Here is a 15,657-nt window from a genome sequence, read left to right as displayed (position 1 = left end):
GGAGCCGGGTTTTCTTTTTGGGGAGTGGTTTGCAAATAGGAAGGGGCAGCCTGCAAATAGATCGACTGTTTTTGCGAATAGGATGGGGAAACCTGCAATTAGAAACGTTGAACCTGCAAATAGAGTCCCCGATCCTCCAAATAGTAGTTTTGTAAATAAGATTTTGCAGCTTGCCGGGCATTTTTAGAACTGGCCATGAAACTTTCCCTTCAGTAAAATCGTAAACTATCATAAAAGGGGGAGTAGTTTTGAAAGAAAATAGCGGCAGGTTTGATTTTTACTCGGCCATCATCATTTCTGTAATAGCCATATTATTGATGATTAGAAACATGATAACGGGTATAGAATTCTTTTCCGTGACTAATGCTCTGGCTGTTTTTGCTCTCGTTGTATCCCTCAGGCATTTATATAATTTAACAATGGCATCTCAGAAAGGGGAATCTTCATGAATTTCTTAATTCTGGCTCAGGCTGGATTTAATGCTGGCGATATTTTATTTCAGCTGTTGGCTTTTGTCTTTTTACTGAGGATTCCGGCGATTCTCGTTATTTTATTTTTCATTTTCAAGAGAAGAAACGACAGACTGAAGCGTATGGAGGAAAAAATCGATCATCTCCTTTTGAAAATGGAAGAGAAGAATGGGTAGAAGGTAATTAAATGAAAAATGGCTTTCCGAATGTTGGTGTGCAGAAAGAAATCTGTACACTTTTTTAGTTGAAAGCAGCCCGATCATCAATCTTTTTATATCAGCTTTTTGTTAAGAAAAATGTAATAACTACATAATGATTTGGTTAGAACCTTTGGTTACACTTATTATTCCCGGACTATGATGTAAAGAATAAAGAGTGCCTGGCTGGGAGCGATAGTAAATTTTTAAAAAATTGGGGTGACAGAGTGTCCATAAAAAGACGTTTGCTTTTATCGAATATAGGGATGGTTCTGCTTCCTGTTGTCTTATTTTTAGTACTGGAAATGATTATTGGATATCTATTGTTTTATCCTGTGAAAGGCGAGGTGGATCAGGAGGATCTCATTTTTTTCGGTCAATTCGGATTTATTTGTTAGTTGGGGTGCTGGTCTTAACAAACGGGCTATTAACATACCTTGTTTCAAAAAGCATTATTAAGCCGCTCCTCAGGCTGAAAGAAGCTGCTAACGATATCAGCAGAGGAAATTTGGATACAAAAATAGAGGTTTCCGGGAAAAAGGATGAGCTGAACGAATTGGCGATGGCATTTGATATCATGCGCGGGAGATTGAAGGAAGCCGCTGACATACAAATGCAATATGAAAAAAATCAGAAGGAATTGATTGCGAGCATCTCCCATGATTTAAAAACGCCGTTAACGAGCATTAAAGGCTATATCAGAGGAATATCAGATGGTGTGGCCAATACACCAGAGAAAATGGATCGATATATCCGCACGATTGAAAAGACATCGGATGAAATGGAATCCTTAATCTCTGAGCTCTTATTATATTCTAAGCTTGACTTGCCAAATGTGCCTTATGATATGAGGGAGATGGATTTAGTGTCCTATTTTGATCATTATTTGGAGGAGCTGCGTTTTAATCTTGCGGGACAAAATGTCAGTCTAAGCCTTGAGTGTCAGCCGAATCAATCCTATCGGGTGCATGCGGACAGGGGGAAATTGAATCGCGTCGTTGCCAATATTGTTCAAAACAGCTTGAAATACATGAATGAGGAAAAGAAAGAATTAATGTTCAGGCTGTCGTCAAAAGCGGAGGAAGTCATAGTTGAAATTCGGGATAATGGAGCAGGTGTTTCAAAGGACGAGCTGCCCTATTTATTTGACCGTTTTTACCGTACAGATGTATCCCGAAACTCTGCTACAGGAGGCACCGGGCTGGGGCTTTCGATCGTGAAAAAGATCATTGAAGGCCATGGGGGGACCATTTGGGCAAGAGGAGGCACCGGACATGGACTGAGTATATGGTTCACGTTAAAAAAGGGGGTAACGATTGGAAAGAATCTTAATTATAGAAGACGAGCTTAATATTGCCGAGCTGGAACGGGATTACCTCGAATTGAATCATTATGAAGCCGACATTGCTGCAACAGGACAGGAAGGGCTGGAGCGATTAAAGCAGAGCTCCTACCGGCTGGTTCTATTGGATCTGATGCTTCCGGATATGGACGGGTATGAAATCTGCAGGCAAATCAGGGAGATTTCAGAGATCCCGATTATTATGGTAACGGCCAAGAATGAGGAAATTGATATGATTCGGGGATTGGGCCGCGGAGCGGACGATTATATCGCAAAACCCTTTAATCCCAATCAATTAATCGCCAGGGTGAAGGCCCACATAGCAAGGTTTGACCGGCTGGTTTCCCGCGGACAAAACAAAGAAGAAGACATGAGGATCAGGGGTTTGCATATTCAGCCGGTGACCCGGAAAGTTTTTGTGAACAGCCAGGAAAAAGTGCTTACGGCCAAAGAGTTTGACCTGCTGCTGTTTATGGCTTCATCACCGAACCAGGTTTTCAGCAAAGAGCATCTGCTGGAGCAGGTGTGGGGATTTGATTTCTATGGGGATGTGACAACCGTTACAGTTCATATCAGAAGACTGAGGGAGAAAATTGAAAAAGACCCGTCCGATCCTGATTATATTGAAACCGTTTGGGGTGTGGGTTATCGATTTAAGCGGTAAGAGCGTATAGATTTCTATGCGTTCTTTTTATATTCCCGGATTTAATATTTTTGTAAGAAATTGATAAGAGTGATGTTAGAACCCTCGCTTAGAATAGGTTTTGTAAAGGAAATCTGGTCGCCATGAAGCTTCTTGAAGCCGAAAATTCGAGAAGAAGGCCGAAAATGGTCGCCATGGAGGCTTCATGAAGCCGAAAAATCGATGAGAAGGCCGAAAACGGTCGCCATGAGTGCATCATGAAGCCCAAAAATCGAGAGTAGGGCTGAAAAGGGTCGCCATGAACGCTTCATGAAGCCGAAAATTCGAGGAGAAGACCAAAAACGGTCGCCATGAGTGCATCATAAAGCCCAAAAATTGAGAGTAGGGCTGAAAATGGTCGCCACGAACGCTTCATGAAGCCGAAAAATCGATGAGAAGGCCGAAAACGGTCGCCATGAGTGCATCATGAAGCCCAAAAATCGAGAGTAGGGCTGAAAATGGTCGCCATGGAGGCTTCATGAAGCCGAAAAATCGATGAGAAGGCCGAAAACGGTCGCCATGAGTGCATCATGAAGCCCAAAAATCGAGAGTAGGGCTGAAAAGGGTCGCCATGAAGGCTTCATGAAGCCGAAAAATCGAGGAGAAGGCCGAAAACGGTCGCCATGAAGGCTTCATGAAGCCGAAAATTCGAGGAGAAGGCCGAAAACGGTCGCCATGAGTGCATCATAAAGCGCAAAAATCGAGAGTAGGGCAGAAAATGTCGCCATGAAGGCTTCATGAAGCCGAAAAATCGAGGAGAAGGCCGAAACGGTCGCCATGAGTGCATCATGAAGCCCAAAAATCAAGAGTAGGGCTGAAAATGGTCGCCATGAGTGTTTCATAAAGTTCAACATTCAAGAAAAGAGCGGGGAGGGAACAAAGTGAAGAAGAAATTTCCAAAAAGAACATTGGCTGAAAATAGTTATATAGGACTGGGCATGGTTTATCTGGGGTGCCTGCTGATTCAATTTTTCCTGGCGGGCATGTCGATTTTTGATGATCCATCCAAGTGGGCCGCCCATAAACTTTTTGTGCATATGTTTGGCTATGCCATTCCAGTGCTTATGATCATAACTGCGCTGGCAGGAGGGTTTTTCACGCTGATCTATAAGGAGATCATGGTCATTTTCCTGCTGCTGTTTGCCATGTATTTCACGGCAAACATGGGCTGGAGAGTCGGCTGGCTGGGTGCTTTTCACCCGATTGCGGGGGTTCTGCTGCTGGGGGCAGGCGCGGCAGCGGTTTGGAAGGTCTTGAAGGGGCATCGGGAGGCAGGCCACTCAAAAGAAAAGAACAAAGGGATGCTGATTTGGGCATTGGCAGGTGCAGCCGGCGGATTAACGGCGGGCGTCATTTTGTCCAATTTAATCGGGATTTTTGGCTTGATTTTATTCGATAAACCAATGGGCATTAAATTTCTGCCGTTCTATCTGGCTGCATGCTCCGCAGTGCTTCTGCCGGTTTGGCAGTTAAAAAAGAGACGCAAAATGGAGGAGGAAAAGGAATGAAACAAAAACTGACATTTTTCTTTATGGCTGCGTATTTATGGATCACGTTCATTATGCTGGGTGCCTTTATATTGGAGGTGTTCATGGTTTATCCGAATATCTTTCATAACATCCCGAAATCGTTTGAAGTATCGATGGATTTTATGGAGGCCGCAAGTCCCCATACCTTTTTCCCGCCGCTCGGTTTTGCAAGCTGGGTCACTGGAGCCGGGGCGCTACTCCTGGTTTGGAAAATGAAAGCTGCCCGTAACTGGGTTCTGGGAAGTATCCTTGTCATGATTCTGCTAGGTGTCATATCCATGGTGTTTGAATGGCCGAGAAACGAAATTATGTTTATTGAGGGGCAGACTGTCCATTCAGTTCAATTTCTGAAACAGACAGCGCGTGAATTTCTGATGATCAATTGGATAAGGGTTGCATGCAACACGTTCGGGGCAATCATGGTGTTTGTCGGGTTTTTGAAATTTTATCAGTGCAGATTGCGTTATAGTGAGTAGGCAAATGAAAAGGACAGGCGGGGCCTGTCCCTTTTCATTTAGATGGAGACACTAAAGAGTGTCCCCCCATAGATTATTTCCCTGCCCCTGGACCAACCCGTCGTGCAGCAGTATCTTTTTTGGCGGGATCTGTTTCAGATGTACTTGTAAATGTAAGGTTTGTCGGAACAGGCTTGGTTTTTGGAATTTTCACGTAAACGGGAACTTCCACGGTTTCGCCGGCTTGCACTTCAATGACATTATGCTCGAGCATGAGCTCCCATCCAGCTTCTGTCTTTGCATCCAGGCGGATAAGATCCACTGCATTGCCCGTATTGGTTACCTTGAAATAATAGGCTGCAACCCTGCCAGGAGCGGCAAATTGGACTTTGCTGTTCTCTGCAGCAACTCCCCTCATAGACGAGCCGGAGTCATCCATATGTCGTACAGCGATTCGATAGGAGAGTGCCCCTTGATTATCGAGCTTTTTATCTAAAATGTAAAAGTGAAGCCGGTTATGCTCGTCCTTATATTCGCTGACAACACCATCTGCAGTACCTGCCTTAAAGAGGGAATCGGAAAGCTGCCTGTAATCCCCTTTGGAATACATGGCTTCTGTTCCGTCAGGACGTTTAAAGTCAACCTGGTTAATATCTTCCGCATGCGAGTCAATGACCCAAATGTTCGGTGCTGATTCAGAATTTTTTGTCTTTGCAAGAAGAACGCCGGAATCTGGAGTGAAAGAGTCGAATCCTACTCGGTCAACAACTTCAACAGTATAGTTGTTATACCATTTTTCCCCGCGCTGCATATCAGCACGCCAGTCGTCCTCAAGCGAGTTTTTCGGAGTCAGATCCTCCATGCTGATGTTAATGCCGTGAAGGGCACTACGGCCAAATTCTTCACCAGCGGGTACGGCACGTGCAAGGATATCCGCAAACACAGGTCCGGATTCAGCCAATTCTTCCCGGCTGATGTTCAGGTATTGGTCTTCCGATAAGAAGCCTTGCTTGATCTTGTTCCGGAGCATATGATGGGACGGCGCTGACCCGCCTAGAGTAGGGAGTACCATCCAGCGCGTATGCGGCCCTGCAGGCCCATTAAAGCTTCCGCGGCTCATTAATTCCCAAGGTCCGGAATAGGAGCGGGATACAGGCTTTCCATATGGATTGTTGTAGTTATCCCCTAAATTCATAATATGGCCAAATTCATGAGCGAAGGTGCCCATTCCATCATTTTCGCCTTGGATCGAAACCCCGCGGCTGGCACTTGACCAGATGCTTTTCGCAGCAAGCCATGAAGTCCAGGGAACATAGCGTGTATTGGCGGAATTAGGGAACCCTTCAAAAGGCGGGCCGAATTCCTTTGCTACATCCTCTGCGGTTTGGAACATCATTTCCCCAAACTCCTGCCAGACACCTGACTCATCATATCCGGCATGCAGGATGAAGGTAAAATCATAATTCTTTCCTGAAGCTGCAATATCAGCTTTCGCCTTCTCCATAGCTTCAGTTCTTAAATTTTTTGCTTCGTACTCTCCTGGCATATTGCCTTGCTGTCCAAACTCGTTAAGTCCGTATTGGAATTCATTGTGATCCATCCGATAAGTTCCAAATGAATCCAGTTCTACAGCCCATTTGCCATACGAATTTTCTCTCCAATATTCATTTATGGTCCGGTAATTATTCAATGGCTGCGGTTTGTTCAGGAAATCCACCCAGAACTGGCCGATTTCATCCCGTGGGATATTGCCGGTGCCAATGGGGTTGCCTGCTACTTCAGAACCTTCAGGCTGACTTAAAATAAACTCCCTGTCAGGAAAATCGACAATAACAAGTGCTCCCCTTAATACTCTTTCAGGTTCAATATCAGCCGTGCGCCAGTCAATTCCCGGAACTGGCCGGTAATCTTCCCAGGTCATATTTTCAGGAAGTTCCCATGACTGCGCATCTGCAGGATCCGGGAAGTCTTCGAGACCTGGCTTTTCTGCATATGCTGCAGAAGAGACTGTCAGTAAAAGAAATGTAACTAGCATGATAAAAGACCTTTTCAATTGCCTCAACTTAATTCGCCTCCCTTAATTCTAGCATTCTGGTAAATTATACAATTTTATTTCGTTTTTAAAAATATAAAATATTTAAAATATTCAAAATGATAGAGAAGTCCTAAAATTGGTGCTTGTCACCTCCCGAAATTTGTCGAAAAGGTCCTGCTGGAAGCAGGGGTATTCTTTAGTTAATAGAGTTGCTAACCTAAAAAAATAGCGGGGAAGAATTTGAGAAATTTTACATAGAAAGAAGGTCTGGTGAGAATTTGGTTGAAAAAATATATATATCATTGATAAAAGCTGGAGGCACAAATGAAAATAACTATCTTTTGCACGATGCCAGATGCTGGCATATTAAATGGAATCTTAGAACTTCATAAAAACATATTCGGTGATTCTGATGATTTGGTGAGCAAAATGAAAAGCAAACCCCAATTACTGGTGCTGACGGCTATGGATGGAGAAAAGGTGATCGGGTATAAAATGGGGTATGCCATTGATGAGGATACGTTTTATAGCTGGCTTGGCGGGGTGGCCCCTAATTACAGGAAAAGTGGGATTGCTTCCATGCTGATGGAAAAGCAGCACGGATACCTAAAAGAAAAGGGCTATAAAGTGGTCAGGACGAAGACGATGAACAAATGGCGAAGCATGCTGATTTTAAATATTAAGCATGGATTTGATGTGATTGAAACTTATACGGATGTAAAAGGATTGCATAAGATAGTGCTGGAGAAACGATTACATACTTGAGGCTGCCGAAAATGGGCAGCCTTTATTTGTTTGTTCACGAAATCTTCATAATTAATTAAAAATATTTATAAACCCTGCCTTTTTTAATGGTTAATTTCGATTTTATAAGTGTGATCTAATCGTAATTCCAAAAAGAATTTGCGGACGGTGCAAAAACAAAAAACGGGTGGAGGGGTTAAGATGAGCAAACTTTTGGTGAAGGAGAATCCAATTATGATTCTGCCTTCTCTGGCAGAAAAGATTGGTTTCAATGAAGCTGTGATGCTTCAGCAGATCCATTATTGGCTGTTGAACAGCAAGCATGTAATAGAAGAACGAACCTGGATTTTTAATACATATAAAGATTGGAAAAAGCAAATGACATTTTGGTCTGAGACGACCATTAAGCGGACGATTCGCTCGCTTGAAGATCAAGGCTTTTTGATATCGGGGAATTTTAATTTTTCAAAGATGGATAAGACAAAATGGTACACGATTGATTATGAGAAGCTTGCTGCTGAGGTGGAGGGCTGCCAAGATTACTTTCTGGCATCTGGAACCAGTCAGATGGAACTGTCGAGCCAGCCAGAACGCCCTATGGAGGATGCCGGGTCGGAACAACCAATACCAGAGACTACTGCAGAGACTGCAACAGAGAAAAAGATATTGCTTATGCTGCGGTTATCGAATACCTGAACAGCCAAACCCATTCAGCATACCGGACAGGCTCGAAGAAAACGAAGAAGCTGATCCGGGCACGGTGGCTGGAGGGATTCAGGCTCGAGGATTTTAAAAAAGTGATCGACCTGAAGTCGGAGGAATGGCTGCATGATCCGTATTGGAGGAAGTTCCTGAGACCGGAGACGCTGTTTGGCACCCGCTTTGAATCGTACTTGAATCAAAAGCCGCTTGGTAAGCGGATGCGGGAGGAGGATTTTAACCTTGATGACTAAACGGGAGACGTATACGCTGCTTGCGCTGATTGCCGTTTATTACGAGCAGTTTGAGGTGAATCAGCAAAAAATTGATTACTGGCATGAGGTGCTGCGGCATCATGAGGTTGAAGACCTGCGGCAGAATTTGCTTCAGCATGTGGAGGTGTCACCTTATCCTCCGAAGATTTCGGATCTGATGCGAAAGTCTGCGGCTGTTTCGAGAGCGATTCCAGATTGTAGGGATTCGGCCTTTATTGTTCCGATTTCCTGGAAGCCGGCAAGCGAGGAAGTGGTTCAGGCTGAACTGGCGAAAATGCGGCAGATTCTCGGCATAGTCAGGGGGAAGTCTGATGCAGGGGTACGGGCTTTACAGCCAGGAAGCAGAAGAGGCGACAGTGGGAGCGCTGTTTTTGGAGGATGGGCTTATTAAAGATTGCACGCTGCGGCCGGAACACTTTTATTTGGCCAGACTAAAACGGCTGATGTCGCTTATTCTGCAGCTTGATGCGAAGGGGAAGCCTGTTGACGTGATTTCGGTTGTGGAGGAAGCGGGCCAGCACAATCTTGAGAGCATTGGTGGAAGCAGCTATATCACCCAGCTTGCCGGAAGTGTGCCGACTGTGGCGAACTTTACATTTTATCAGGACACGGTTCTTGAATATTACCAGAAGCGCAAGGCGGTAGAAATTGCGGGGCGGATTCAGGAACATGCACAGAATGGCGACATTGCCTCCACTTTGAGGGATGGCATCCATGATCTCATGCAGGTTGAGGATCATCTTGGGGATGATGACTTGGGCGAGATCATGCCTGCTTTGGTTGAGCTTTACGGGGAGGCGGAAATGGATCTTGGCGAAATGACTGGGATTCCGTCTGGTTTTAGGAACCTGGACAGGCTGACCGGCGGGTTTCAGGAGTCTGATTTGGTCATTGTCGGAGCGAGGCCAAGTGTCGGGAAAACAGCCTTTGCTCTGAATATGGCCTTGAACGCGGCTGATCAGGAAGCGGCCCTTATATTTTCACTGGAAATGTCCAAAAAGCAGCTCCTGAAAAGGATGATCAGCTGCAAAGGGGAGATCAGTTCGATTAAAATGAGGAACCCGAAGCGGTATTTTAATGATGGAGACTGGGCTCATTTATCCGGTGTGATGGAGCGTTCGGCGAGGTGAATCTGCATATTTTCGATCAGGCGGGAATGGATATTCAGTACATCTGGTCCAAGGTCCGGAAAGCTCGCAGGAAGTACGGCGAGGGTAAACGGATACTGGTGGTGATTGATTATCTGCAGCTGATTGCGGGTGATCCCAGGCATCAGAACCGCCAGGCGGAAATAAGCGAGATCAGCCGGAAGCTGAAGACAATGGCAAGGGATTTGAATGTAGCAGTCATTGCCTTGTCTCAGCTTAGCAGGGGTGTGGAAAGCAGGCAGGACAAGCGGCCGATGCTTTCAGATTTGCGGGAAAGCGGGCAGATTGAGCAGGATGCGGATGTGATTGCGTTTTTGTACCGAGATGATTATTACCATAAGGAATCCGACCGCAAGGATACAATTGAGATCATTCTCGCCAAACAGCGGAATGGACCGATTGGGACAGTAAGATTGGCTTTTATGAAGGAAATAGGGAAATTTGGGGATTTGCCGCCGGGGGAGTTTGGGTGAGCTGCTGCTTTTTAGGGAAGAGAGTTGTGAGCGGGACGAATAAGGGAATCGTCCTTTGGGTGGGGAAGTTGTTGATGAGGGGCACGAATGAGGTGGAATCATACCCCTTGTGCGGAAAAATGGAGCGCACGAATTGGGTGAAATCGTTCCCTTCGCAATGAAAAATTGATAATGAACGGAACTAATCGAGCTGAAAAGTATCCTCAAATAAAGCAAACCGGCATCAAGCACAATTAATTGTCACACTTATTAAACGCGTAACCGGAAAAGGGACAGGTTCACTGTCCCATCAGGTTGTTTTTAAATACCCTTCATTTTGAATGTCTATCTGAAATTGGATATCAGATTTCAAATTTGGATAGTAAATGGATCTCCAGTTTTTTAGCTCGTTTCGATCGATTTTAGTGCGATACAATTGTCCCAAGCCCAGAATATCTGCTTCGCTTTCCTGGAGTTTGGCTAACATGCTGCTGAATCGGCCTGACAGGAGATGGCTTAATTCTTTCTTGATCATGGCACTGGATGTTTTGCCCCGTGTTTCGAGGACGACAACCTTCAGGTTTATTCGGCTCTGCAAAAACGGCTGTTTATCAGTCAATTCAATATGCTGGTCCATGGAGTTGCCGATGATCATGACACTTGCGTGATCCAGGACTTCGATTTGTCCATGGGTGCTTTCATTATTAAATGCATTGAATAGCAGGGTTTCGTCATTGCTGATCTGCTCTACCATCTTTCCGTTTTTGATAACAGCAGAGCCAACTTGCTTGTAAGTTGTCGTTTCTCCCGTCATTAACAGGGGGATGGCTACATCGCGTGTATAGGAATGAATGCTTCGGTAGACTTCCCATATCCTTGTAAGGGCAATTTCCGGATTCCAGCCTGCATTTTTTTCGAAGTAATCGAACATGTTGGTTCCGTGAAGCTCCTTTGATTCTGTAAGTATTGAAAAAACTCATCCATGTTCTGGTCACAAATGGCGATTAGCACTTTGGGTGAAACTTCCCGGGATCTCATGAAACCGGCAATAATGTCCTTCATGCCTTCCTCAGCCGTTTTACGCTCAATCATGATTACTTTTACATGAAGCAGGTCTACGCTAGTCTCCATGTTTCGGCTGATCACATCGACGGCGTGGGAGATAGTTTCTCCAGTTCCGGTAACGACTTTCACTTCCAAATTATCTTCGATGGGCTCAACGATTTTCAAGAATACCTTGTATTTGCCATCTTCATCTGTAGAAATGCCAAGGACAACGGGGAGTGTCCGGTGATTGATATCCCTAATGTCCCAGCAGCCGGTTAAAGTCATCATTGCCAGAAGCAGACAGACCGTAATAGGGGCTTTAGATTTTAGATTAATTGGTTTCATTTTTACCCTTCCTCTTTATGCGGCGTCCAAAGAAAAAGATTGAAAATGGGACTGCAATCAAAATGTAAAACCTCAGAAACGTATTCCACCAAAATAATTTCTCGACATCCTTCCAGTCCTGGATGAAGAAACATGAAAGATAGACTGCGGCAGATAGGGCTAGCAACAATTTTACCGGTTTAATGGAAGGAAGGTAATGAGTTAAGATACGGATTGTCTTCCAGGACACAAGGGCAAGGTAAAGCATGATAAAGGAGATGAGGCTCAATAGAAAAAACATCGTGACCCTGTCGAACATCAGCCAATTAATATTGATGGCGTCCACGGCCACAACATATGGAAGGAAGGTTGTGGCTGAGGTGGCCTGCCCAAAAGTCAGCACGGGAATATAGACTGAAAAAAGGAAAAAGGGAATAAGGAAGGCAGCGGCCCATAATATATATTTTCTGTTATAGGAGAAATAAGGCTGAACAAAACCCAGAAACAAAAAGCCTCCGGAGAAAGCAAAAAAGCTTTCCAAATATGTTCGTTTTATAATAAATCCGAAATCTGCATCTAAAGGAACCACGTACCTCCAATCCACGTTTTGAAAAGAAGTGAAGAAAATAAAGATAATGATGGGAAGAAATAAAAGGGATAGAAGAAGACCGGTGCGAAAAATGGTTTCGGCTCCTTTGGCTGCTATATAGGTCGAAATGGATATCAATAATAGCATGATGGCCCATAATGGTGTGTTTGATAAAAAGACAATCGTAATAATTTCTGAATAAGCCCGGAGTGTTATCAATAAAATCATGCAGAAATATAAGAAAACAGGGGCAATAAAAAGGATAGCTGTCCCTTTTCCGATTCCTGCATAGATGCGAATGATGTCTTTTTTCGGAAAATAGCTTAGCCCCTTCATATAAATAGTAATAAAAATGAAATGAATGACCACACCGACCAGAACAGGAAGCCAATGGCCCTGCTCTGTGCTTGAAATAACATTGCCGGGATACATAAAGAAAATAAGGCCCAAATGACTGATGACGTACATCAGCATGACATGCAAACTTTTATCCGCCATTGCTCTCATTCCCTTTTAAATTTAAGTAGAGATAGGACTTGCCATAAGTATTGAGGCTTGCCAGGTAAGCGCCTACGAAAACCAAACCGGCAACCAGTCCTAAAATGCCAAAAATTGCTGCCAGGACCACAATGGCATATTTGAACAGCCGAATGGAAACAGAATTTTGAAAGCCGACGATGGTTGAGTTGGCAATGGTAGTGGCGGCTAGAATGATGATCAGCAGGTTGCTGACTAATTTCGCTTCCACGGCAGCCTGTCCCAGGATAATTCCCCCGACCATGGTAATGGTGGGGCCAATGGATTTAGGCAGCCTTACACTGGCTTCCAGGATTAATTCCAGAATAAGCAGCATGAAGAAAATTTCCACCAATGCCGGGTAGGGAACTCCTTCACGGCTTTGGGCAACTGATAAAGCAAGCTGGAGCTGCAAGACTTCAGGGTTTACGGAAACCAGAGCCACATACAGCCCTGGTGTTATCAGCGTGATTAAAATGCCGATGATTCTAATTAACCGAATGGCTAACATGAGGGGCAGGGGAAAATTCCGGTCATTTTCAATAGCAAACATATCCCAGAACAGACTTGGAAGAATGAGCGCAAAAGGCAAGCGATCCACGAATAGAACCACTTTTCCCTTTCTCAGATTCTGAACCGCATGATGGGGCAGCTCGGTCGTATTAAACTTTGATATAGCATTCCATGATGGAAACCCCAGCATTTTAGCCAGCCCCTGAAGATCACATGCTTCCATTTGGATATTTTTTTTAATATTATCACGTATGCTATTAACTAGATCCATATCCGCTTGGCCGTCTATATAAAGCAAGGAAAGTTTGTTTTTGCGGCTGTGTCCGGCCGAAAAAGAATCGATTCTAATTTCCTCCGAGTTCACCAGTTTTCGGACGATGCCGATATTGGCATCAATACCTTCTGTAAACGAATCCAATGCTCCTTTAATAACATTTTCATTTGTTGGCGTATCAATCGAACGATCGAGCATAGCAGGTACAGGCTCCATAATGATAAAACGGGAGGTGTTTTCAAAATGGATAATCAGTTTGCCTTCATATATGGATGAAATGGCTTTCCGGACATCGCCTTCAATCACTTCCCCTATGGCCCGCCATAAATCCTCAGAAGGCTGATTCTGCGAAAGGATGCTCTCCGCATGCTTGTGAAGCACCGTTCTCGTTTTGATAAAATCAATGAGTGTATTAAATCCCATCAGCATCACGGCAGCATCCGCAAGATAGTCCCTTTGAAGATGAAAATCGCCATTGTTTCCAAGCTCTGCTTTTATTTCAATAACAAATCGATCCATTGCGGGTTACCCCTTTATAAAGACATAAATATTATTAAGTTTCGCTTGCTGGAAAATTTTATTCCTATAAACTTTATCTGGCGTTTTAAACCTCGGCTAAAGAGGTATCTTTCGTCTTTGAACAAGAGTTCAGCCAGGAATTATCAAAACTCGAGAGGAATAGTTAATGTGGGGGGAAGTTAAATGAAAATTATCGCAGTTCACGAACATCCGCATTTAGTTGAGGGCGCAGTCCAATTTTTCTGGGAACAGTGGGGGAATGAGCAAAACTTCCGCTTTTATGAGGATTGCATGATCCATTCAGGGAAATCGGGGGACGGCATCCCGAGGTTTTATGTTGGGATCGAGAATGAAGAAATCATAGGCACGTATGCGTTAATCCGCAATGACCTCAATAGCCGGCAGGATTTGCATCCGTGGCTGGCATGTCTGTACGTTGATCCCAGCAGCAGGGGAAAGAAGCTTGGCGCCCGGCTGCTTGATCATGCTATTGAAGAAGCGGCGAAGCTTGGATTTAAGAAGCTCCATCTCCAGACGGATTTGCAAGGGTATTATGAAAAATACGGCTGGACACATAGCGGAGAGGTGTACGGGGCGAGCGGGGATTCCATTAAGTTATATGAAAAGGATACTGGCGCATCTTCGAGCAGGAACGACAAAAACTAAACGCCCAGGAATTTCCTGAGCGTCTTGTTGAATGATTATTGCCGTTTTCCAAAGAACGTACCGGTCACTTCCTGCTCCTGCAAGGAGAGAAGCTGGGAGACGGTAATGAATTCGTAGCCTTCTTTTTCAAGATAGGTCAGCAGGTCTGGAAGTGCTTCAGCAGTTGGCTTATGGATATCGTGCATCAAAACGATTGCGCCTGGCACTGCATTGGCCTTCACGATTTTTTGAATAGCCGAGGCATTAAGTGTTTTCCAGTCCAGTGAATCGACCGACCATAGAATAAGCGGTGTATGGGCCATTCCGGCAATTTTTTTCACATCTTCATTCATGGCCCCATAAGGCGGGCGGACGGTTGCTGGAAGCTGGCCGCTTGCTTCTTTGATTTTGGTGCTGGCTTCTTCCATTTCTTTGCGGATTTCGATTTCACCGAGGGATGAAAGGTCCGCATGGCTGTCACTGTGATTTCCGATTTCATGACCTTCTTCAGCCACTTGGCTTGCGAGGGCAGGATAGAATTGTGCCTGGCTGCCAAGCATATAAAAGGTAGCCTTTGCGTTATGTTTTTTAGAATATCCAGAATAAGCGGTGTGACTTTCGGGTGTGGCCCATCATCAAAGGTAAGGGCAATATACTTGCCGTTTGGATCCAGCGGAGCCGCTTCTGGTTCCTTGAATTCCGGTTCAGGAAGCTGAATGTCAGGGAGCTTCAAGTGCTGGGCGATTTCATCCTTTAAGAGGGGACGGATCTGTTCGATTGGAATTTTCACTTTGACCGCTCCGGCTGCACCGGCCGCAATTTCATATTCGTTAAAATAAAGGGTGAAATTCTTGCCGCTCAGTGCCCATTTCCAGCTCGACGGATTTTCCAGCGCTTCGTCAAGCAGGTCCTCAAACAGATAGTCCTGGAGTTCTTCTTTCTCGCCGATTTGTTTTTTTATCAACGGCCTGAGAGTCGCCAGGGACTCCTCATCCATACGAATCACATCGGCAAGATGTACCATTTTCTGATTCGCAAGGTCGATAGTGAACGTTTTGACCGCAGCCTGCCCATTTGCGCCGCCTGTGTACTGGTAGGCTTCAAATACTAGGGTGTACATGGTATCGGAGACTTTTTTCGGCTCCGCCTTGATATTAAGATGGGCACGGAATTCTTCACTGTCCAGCACCTGCCGGTTTGCC

At 44.8% G+C, this 15,657-nt stretch carries 16 protein-coding genes and 4 pseudogenes; 12 read left to right on the top strand and 8 right to left on the bottom strand.

Annotated elements, in window-relative coordinates; translation table 11 throughout:
• Positions 1-248: 248 nt before the first annotated feature.
• The 7 genes from M5V91_RS17800 to M5V91_RS17770 all read left to right on the top strand — a co-directional run bounded on the left by M5V91_RS17800 (position 249) and on the right by M5V91_RS17770 (position 4,696).
• Positions 249-449: a hypothetical protein gene (locus M5V91_RS17800; protein ID WP_019379431.1), complete on the top strand. Its 201-nt coding sequence runs from the start codon at positions 249-251 to the stop codon at positions 447-449.
• A complete protein-coding gene (locus M5V91_RS17795; protein ID WP_009335194.1) occupies positions 446-646 on the top strand; it encodes a hypothetical protein in 201 nt (66 codons plus the stop codon). The genes M5V91_RS17800 and M5V91_RS17795 overlap by 4 nt, the downstream gene beginning before the upstream one ends.
• A gap of 248 nt (positions 647-894) precedes the next feature.
• Complete coding sequence (locus M5V91_RS17790; protein WP_284521400.1) at positions 895-1,065, top strand: hypothetical protein; 171 nt, start codon at positions 895-897, stop codon at positions 1,063-1,065.
• Positions 1,059-2,018 carry a sensor histidine kinase gene (locus M5V91_RS17785; protein WP_284521399.1) on the top strand — a complete coding sequence of 320 codons (960 nt, stop codon included), beginning with the start codon at positions 1,059-1,061 and terminating at the stop codon, positions 2,016-2,018. The genes M5V91_RS17790 and M5V91_RS17785 overlap by 7 nt, the downstream gene beginning before the upstream one ends.
• Positions 1,984-2,673, top strand: a complete 690-nt coding sequence (locus M5V91_RS17780) for a response regulator transcription factor (RefSeq protein WP_009335192.1) — start codon at positions 1,984-1,986, stop codon at positions 2,671-2,673. Before M5V91_RS17785 ends, M5V91_RS17780 begins: the two co-directional genes overlap by 35 nt.
• An 899-nt stretch (positions 2,674-3,572) precedes the next feature.
• A complete protein-coding gene (locus M5V91_RS17775; RefSeq protein WP_251174058.1) occupies positions 3,573-4,199 on the top strand; it encodes a DUF5957 family protein in 627 nt (208 codons plus the stop codon).
• The gene (locus tag M5V91_RS17770) at positions 4,196-4,696 is read left to right on the top strand and encodes a hypothetical protein (RefSeq protein WP_192908210.1); all 501 of its coding nucleotides are present in this window, start codon (positions 4,196-4,198) and stop codon (positions 4,694-4,696) included. The genes M5V91_RS17775 and M5V91_RS17770 overlap by 4 nt, the downstream gene beginning before the upstream one ends.
• A 73-nt stretch (positions 4,697-4,769) precedes the next feature.
• On the opposite strand, the gene M5V91_RS17765 is transcribed toward M5V91_RS17770, so the two are convergent.
• A complete protein-coding gene (locus M5V91_RS17765; RefSeq protein ID WP_251174057.1) occupies positions 4,770-6,737 on the bottom strand; it encodes a M6 family metalloprotease domain-containing protein in 1,968 nt (655 codons plus the stop codon).
• Between the two features lie 297 nt (positions 6,738-7,034).
• On the opposite strand from M5V91_RS17765, the gene M5V91_RS17760 reads away from it, so the two are divergent.
• The 4 genes and pseudogenes from M5V91_RS17760 to dnaB all read left to right on the top strand — a co-directional run bounded on the left by M5V91_RS17760 (position 7,035) and on the right by dnaB (position 10,049).
• The gene (locus M5V91_RS17760; RefSeq protein ID WP_019379425.1) at positions 7,035-7,475 is read left to right on the top strand and encodes a GNAT family N-acetyltransferase; all 441 of its coding nucleotides are present in this window, start codon (positions 7,035-7,037) and stop codon (positions 7,473-7,475) included.
• Positions 7,476-7,655: 180 nt separating this feature from the next.
• Positions 7,656-8,407: pseudogene (locus M5V91_RS17755) on the top strand (conserved phage C-terminal domain-containing protein).
• Complete coding sequence (locus M5V91_RS17745) at positions 8,400-8,819, top strand: replicative helicase loader/inhibitor (protein ID WP_500797328.1); 420 nt, start codon at positions 8,400-8,402, stop codon at positions 8,817-8,819. Before M5V91_RS17755 ends, M5V91_RS17745 begins: the two are co-directional and overlap by 8 nt.
• Positions 8,740-10,049 (top strand): annotated as a pseudogene (dnaB, locus tag M5V91_RS30570) (replicative DNA helicase). Before M5V91_RS17745 ends, dnaB begins: the two are co-directional and overlap by 80 nt.
• 289 nt (positions 10,050-10,338) lie before the next feature.
• Here dnaB and M5V91_RS17730 read toward each other — a convergent pair.
• From M5V91_RS17730 to M5V91_RS17715, 4 genes are read right to left on the bottom strand one after another with little or no spacing between them, the layout of a single operon-like run.
• On the bottom strand, positions 10,339-10,959 hold the full coding sequence (locus M5V91_RS17730) for a Ger(x)C family spore germination C-terminal domain-containing protein (RefSeq protein WP_284521394.1): 621 nt from the start codon (positions 10,957-10,959) through the stop codon (positions 10,339-10,341).
• Positions 10,857-11,420: a Ger(x)C family spore germination protein gene (locus tag M5V91_RS17725; RefSeq protein ID WP_284521393.1), complete on the bottom strand. Its 564-nt coding sequence runs from the start codon at positions 11,418-11,420 to the stop codon at positions 10,857-10,859. Before M5V91_RS17725 ends, M5V91_RS17730 begins: the two co-directional genes overlap by 103 nt.
• Complete coding sequence (locus tag M5V91_RS17720; protein WP_019379420.1) at positions 11,407-12,486, bottom strand: GerAB/ArcD/ProY family transporter; 1,080 nt, start codon at positions 12,484-12,486, stop codon at positions 11,407-11,409. Before M5V91_RS17720 ends, M5V91_RS17725 begins: the two co-directional genes overlap by 14 nt.
• Positions 12,476-13,810 carry a spore germination protein gene (locus M5V91_RS17715; protein ID WP_019379419.1) on the bottom strand — a complete coding sequence of 445 codons (1,335 nt, stop codon included), beginning with the start codon at positions 13,808-13,810 and terminating at the stop codon, positions 12,476-12,478. The genes M5V91_RS17720 and M5V91_RS17715 overlap by 11 nt, the downstream gene beginning before the upstream one ends.
• A gap of 183 nt (positions 13,811-13,993) precedes the next feature.
• On the opposite strand from M5V91_RS17715, the gene M5V91_RS17710 reads away from it, so the two are divergent.
• Positions 13,994-14,476 carry a GNAT family N-acetyltransferase gene (locus tag M5V91_RS17710; protein ID WP_009335178.1) on the top strand — a complete coding sequence of 161 codons (483 nt, stop codon included), beginning with the start codon at positions 13,994-13,996 and terminating at the stop codon, positions 14,474-14,476.
• Positions 14,477-14,511: 35 nt separating this feature from the next.
• On the opposite strand, the gene M5V91_RS17705 is transcribed toward M5V91_RS17710, so the two are convergent.
• The 3 genes and pseudogenes from M5V91_RS17705 to M5V91_RS30565 form a co-directional block, all read right to left on the bottom strand.
• Complete coding sequence (locus M5V91_RS17705; RefSeq protein WP_284522319.1) at positions 14,512-14,808, bottom strand: polysaccharide deacetylase family protein; 297 nt, start codon at positions 14,806-14,808, stop codon at positions 14,512-14,514.
• A 33-nt stretch (positions 14,809-14,841) separates the two neighbouring features.
• Positions 14,842-15,015 (bottom strand): annotated as a pseudogene (locus tag M5V91_RS17700) (polysaccharide deacetylase family protein); the annotation flags it as partial.
• Positions 14,940-15,452: pseudogene (locus M5V91_RS30565) on the bottom strand (DUF3298 domain-containing protein); the annotation flags it as partial. The pseudogenes M5V91_RS17700 and M5V91_RS30565, both read right to left, overlap by 76 nt.
• Positions 15,453-15,657: the final 205 nt, after the last annotated feature.

Source organism: Cytobacillus pseudoceanisediminis (assembly GCF_023516215.1).
Taxonomy (GTDB): domain Bacteria; phylum Bacillota; class Bacilli; order Bacillales; family Cytobacillaceae; genus Cytobacillus; species Cytobacillus pseudoceanisediminis.
This window is presented reverse-complemented; position numbering and strand designations above follow the sequence as displayed.

Bases quoted from the DNA above. Each gene is read 5' to 3' on its own strand.
- M5V91_RS17745 (WP_500797328.1), top strand. From the start codon at position 8,400: ATGACTAAACGGGAGACGTATACGCTGCTTGCGCTGATTGCCGTTTAT.
- M5V91_RS17725 (WP_284521393.1), bottom strand. From the start codon at position 11,420: ATGAAACCAATTAATCTAAAATCTAAAGCCCCTATTACGGTCTGTCTG.
- M5V91_RS17710 (WP_009335178.1), top strand. From the start codon at position 13,994: ATGAAAATTATCGCAGTTCACGAACATCCGCATTTAGTTGAGGGCGCA.
- M5V91_RS17795 (WP_009335194.1), top strand. From the start codon at position 446: ATGAATTTCTTAATTCTGGCTCAGGCTGGATTTAATGCTGGCGATATT.
- M5V91_RS17770 (WP_192908210.1), top strand. From the start codon at position 4,196: ATGAAACAAAAACTGACATTTTTCTTTATGGCTGCGTATTTATGGATC.
- M5V91_RS17715 (WP_019379419.1), bottom strand. From the start codon at position 13,810: ATGGATCGATTTGTTATTGAAATAAAAGCAGAGCTTGGAAACAATGGC.
- M5V91_RS17720 (WP_019379420.1), bottom strand. From the start codon at position 12,486: ATGGCGGATAAAAGTTTGCATGTCATGCTGATGTACGTCATCAGTCAT.
- M5V91_RS17705 (WP_284522319.1), bottom strand. From the start codon at position 14,808: ATGAATGAAGATGTGAAAAAAATTGCCGGAATGGCCCATACACCGCTT.
- M5V91_RS17730 (WP_284521394.1), bottom strand. From the start codon at position 10,959: ATGTTCGATTACTTCGAAAAAAATGCAGGCTGGAATCCGGAAATTGCC.
- M5V91_RS17760 (WP_019379425.1), top strand. From the start codon at position 7,035: ATGAAAATAACTATCTTTTGCACGATGCCAGATGCTGGCATATTAAAT.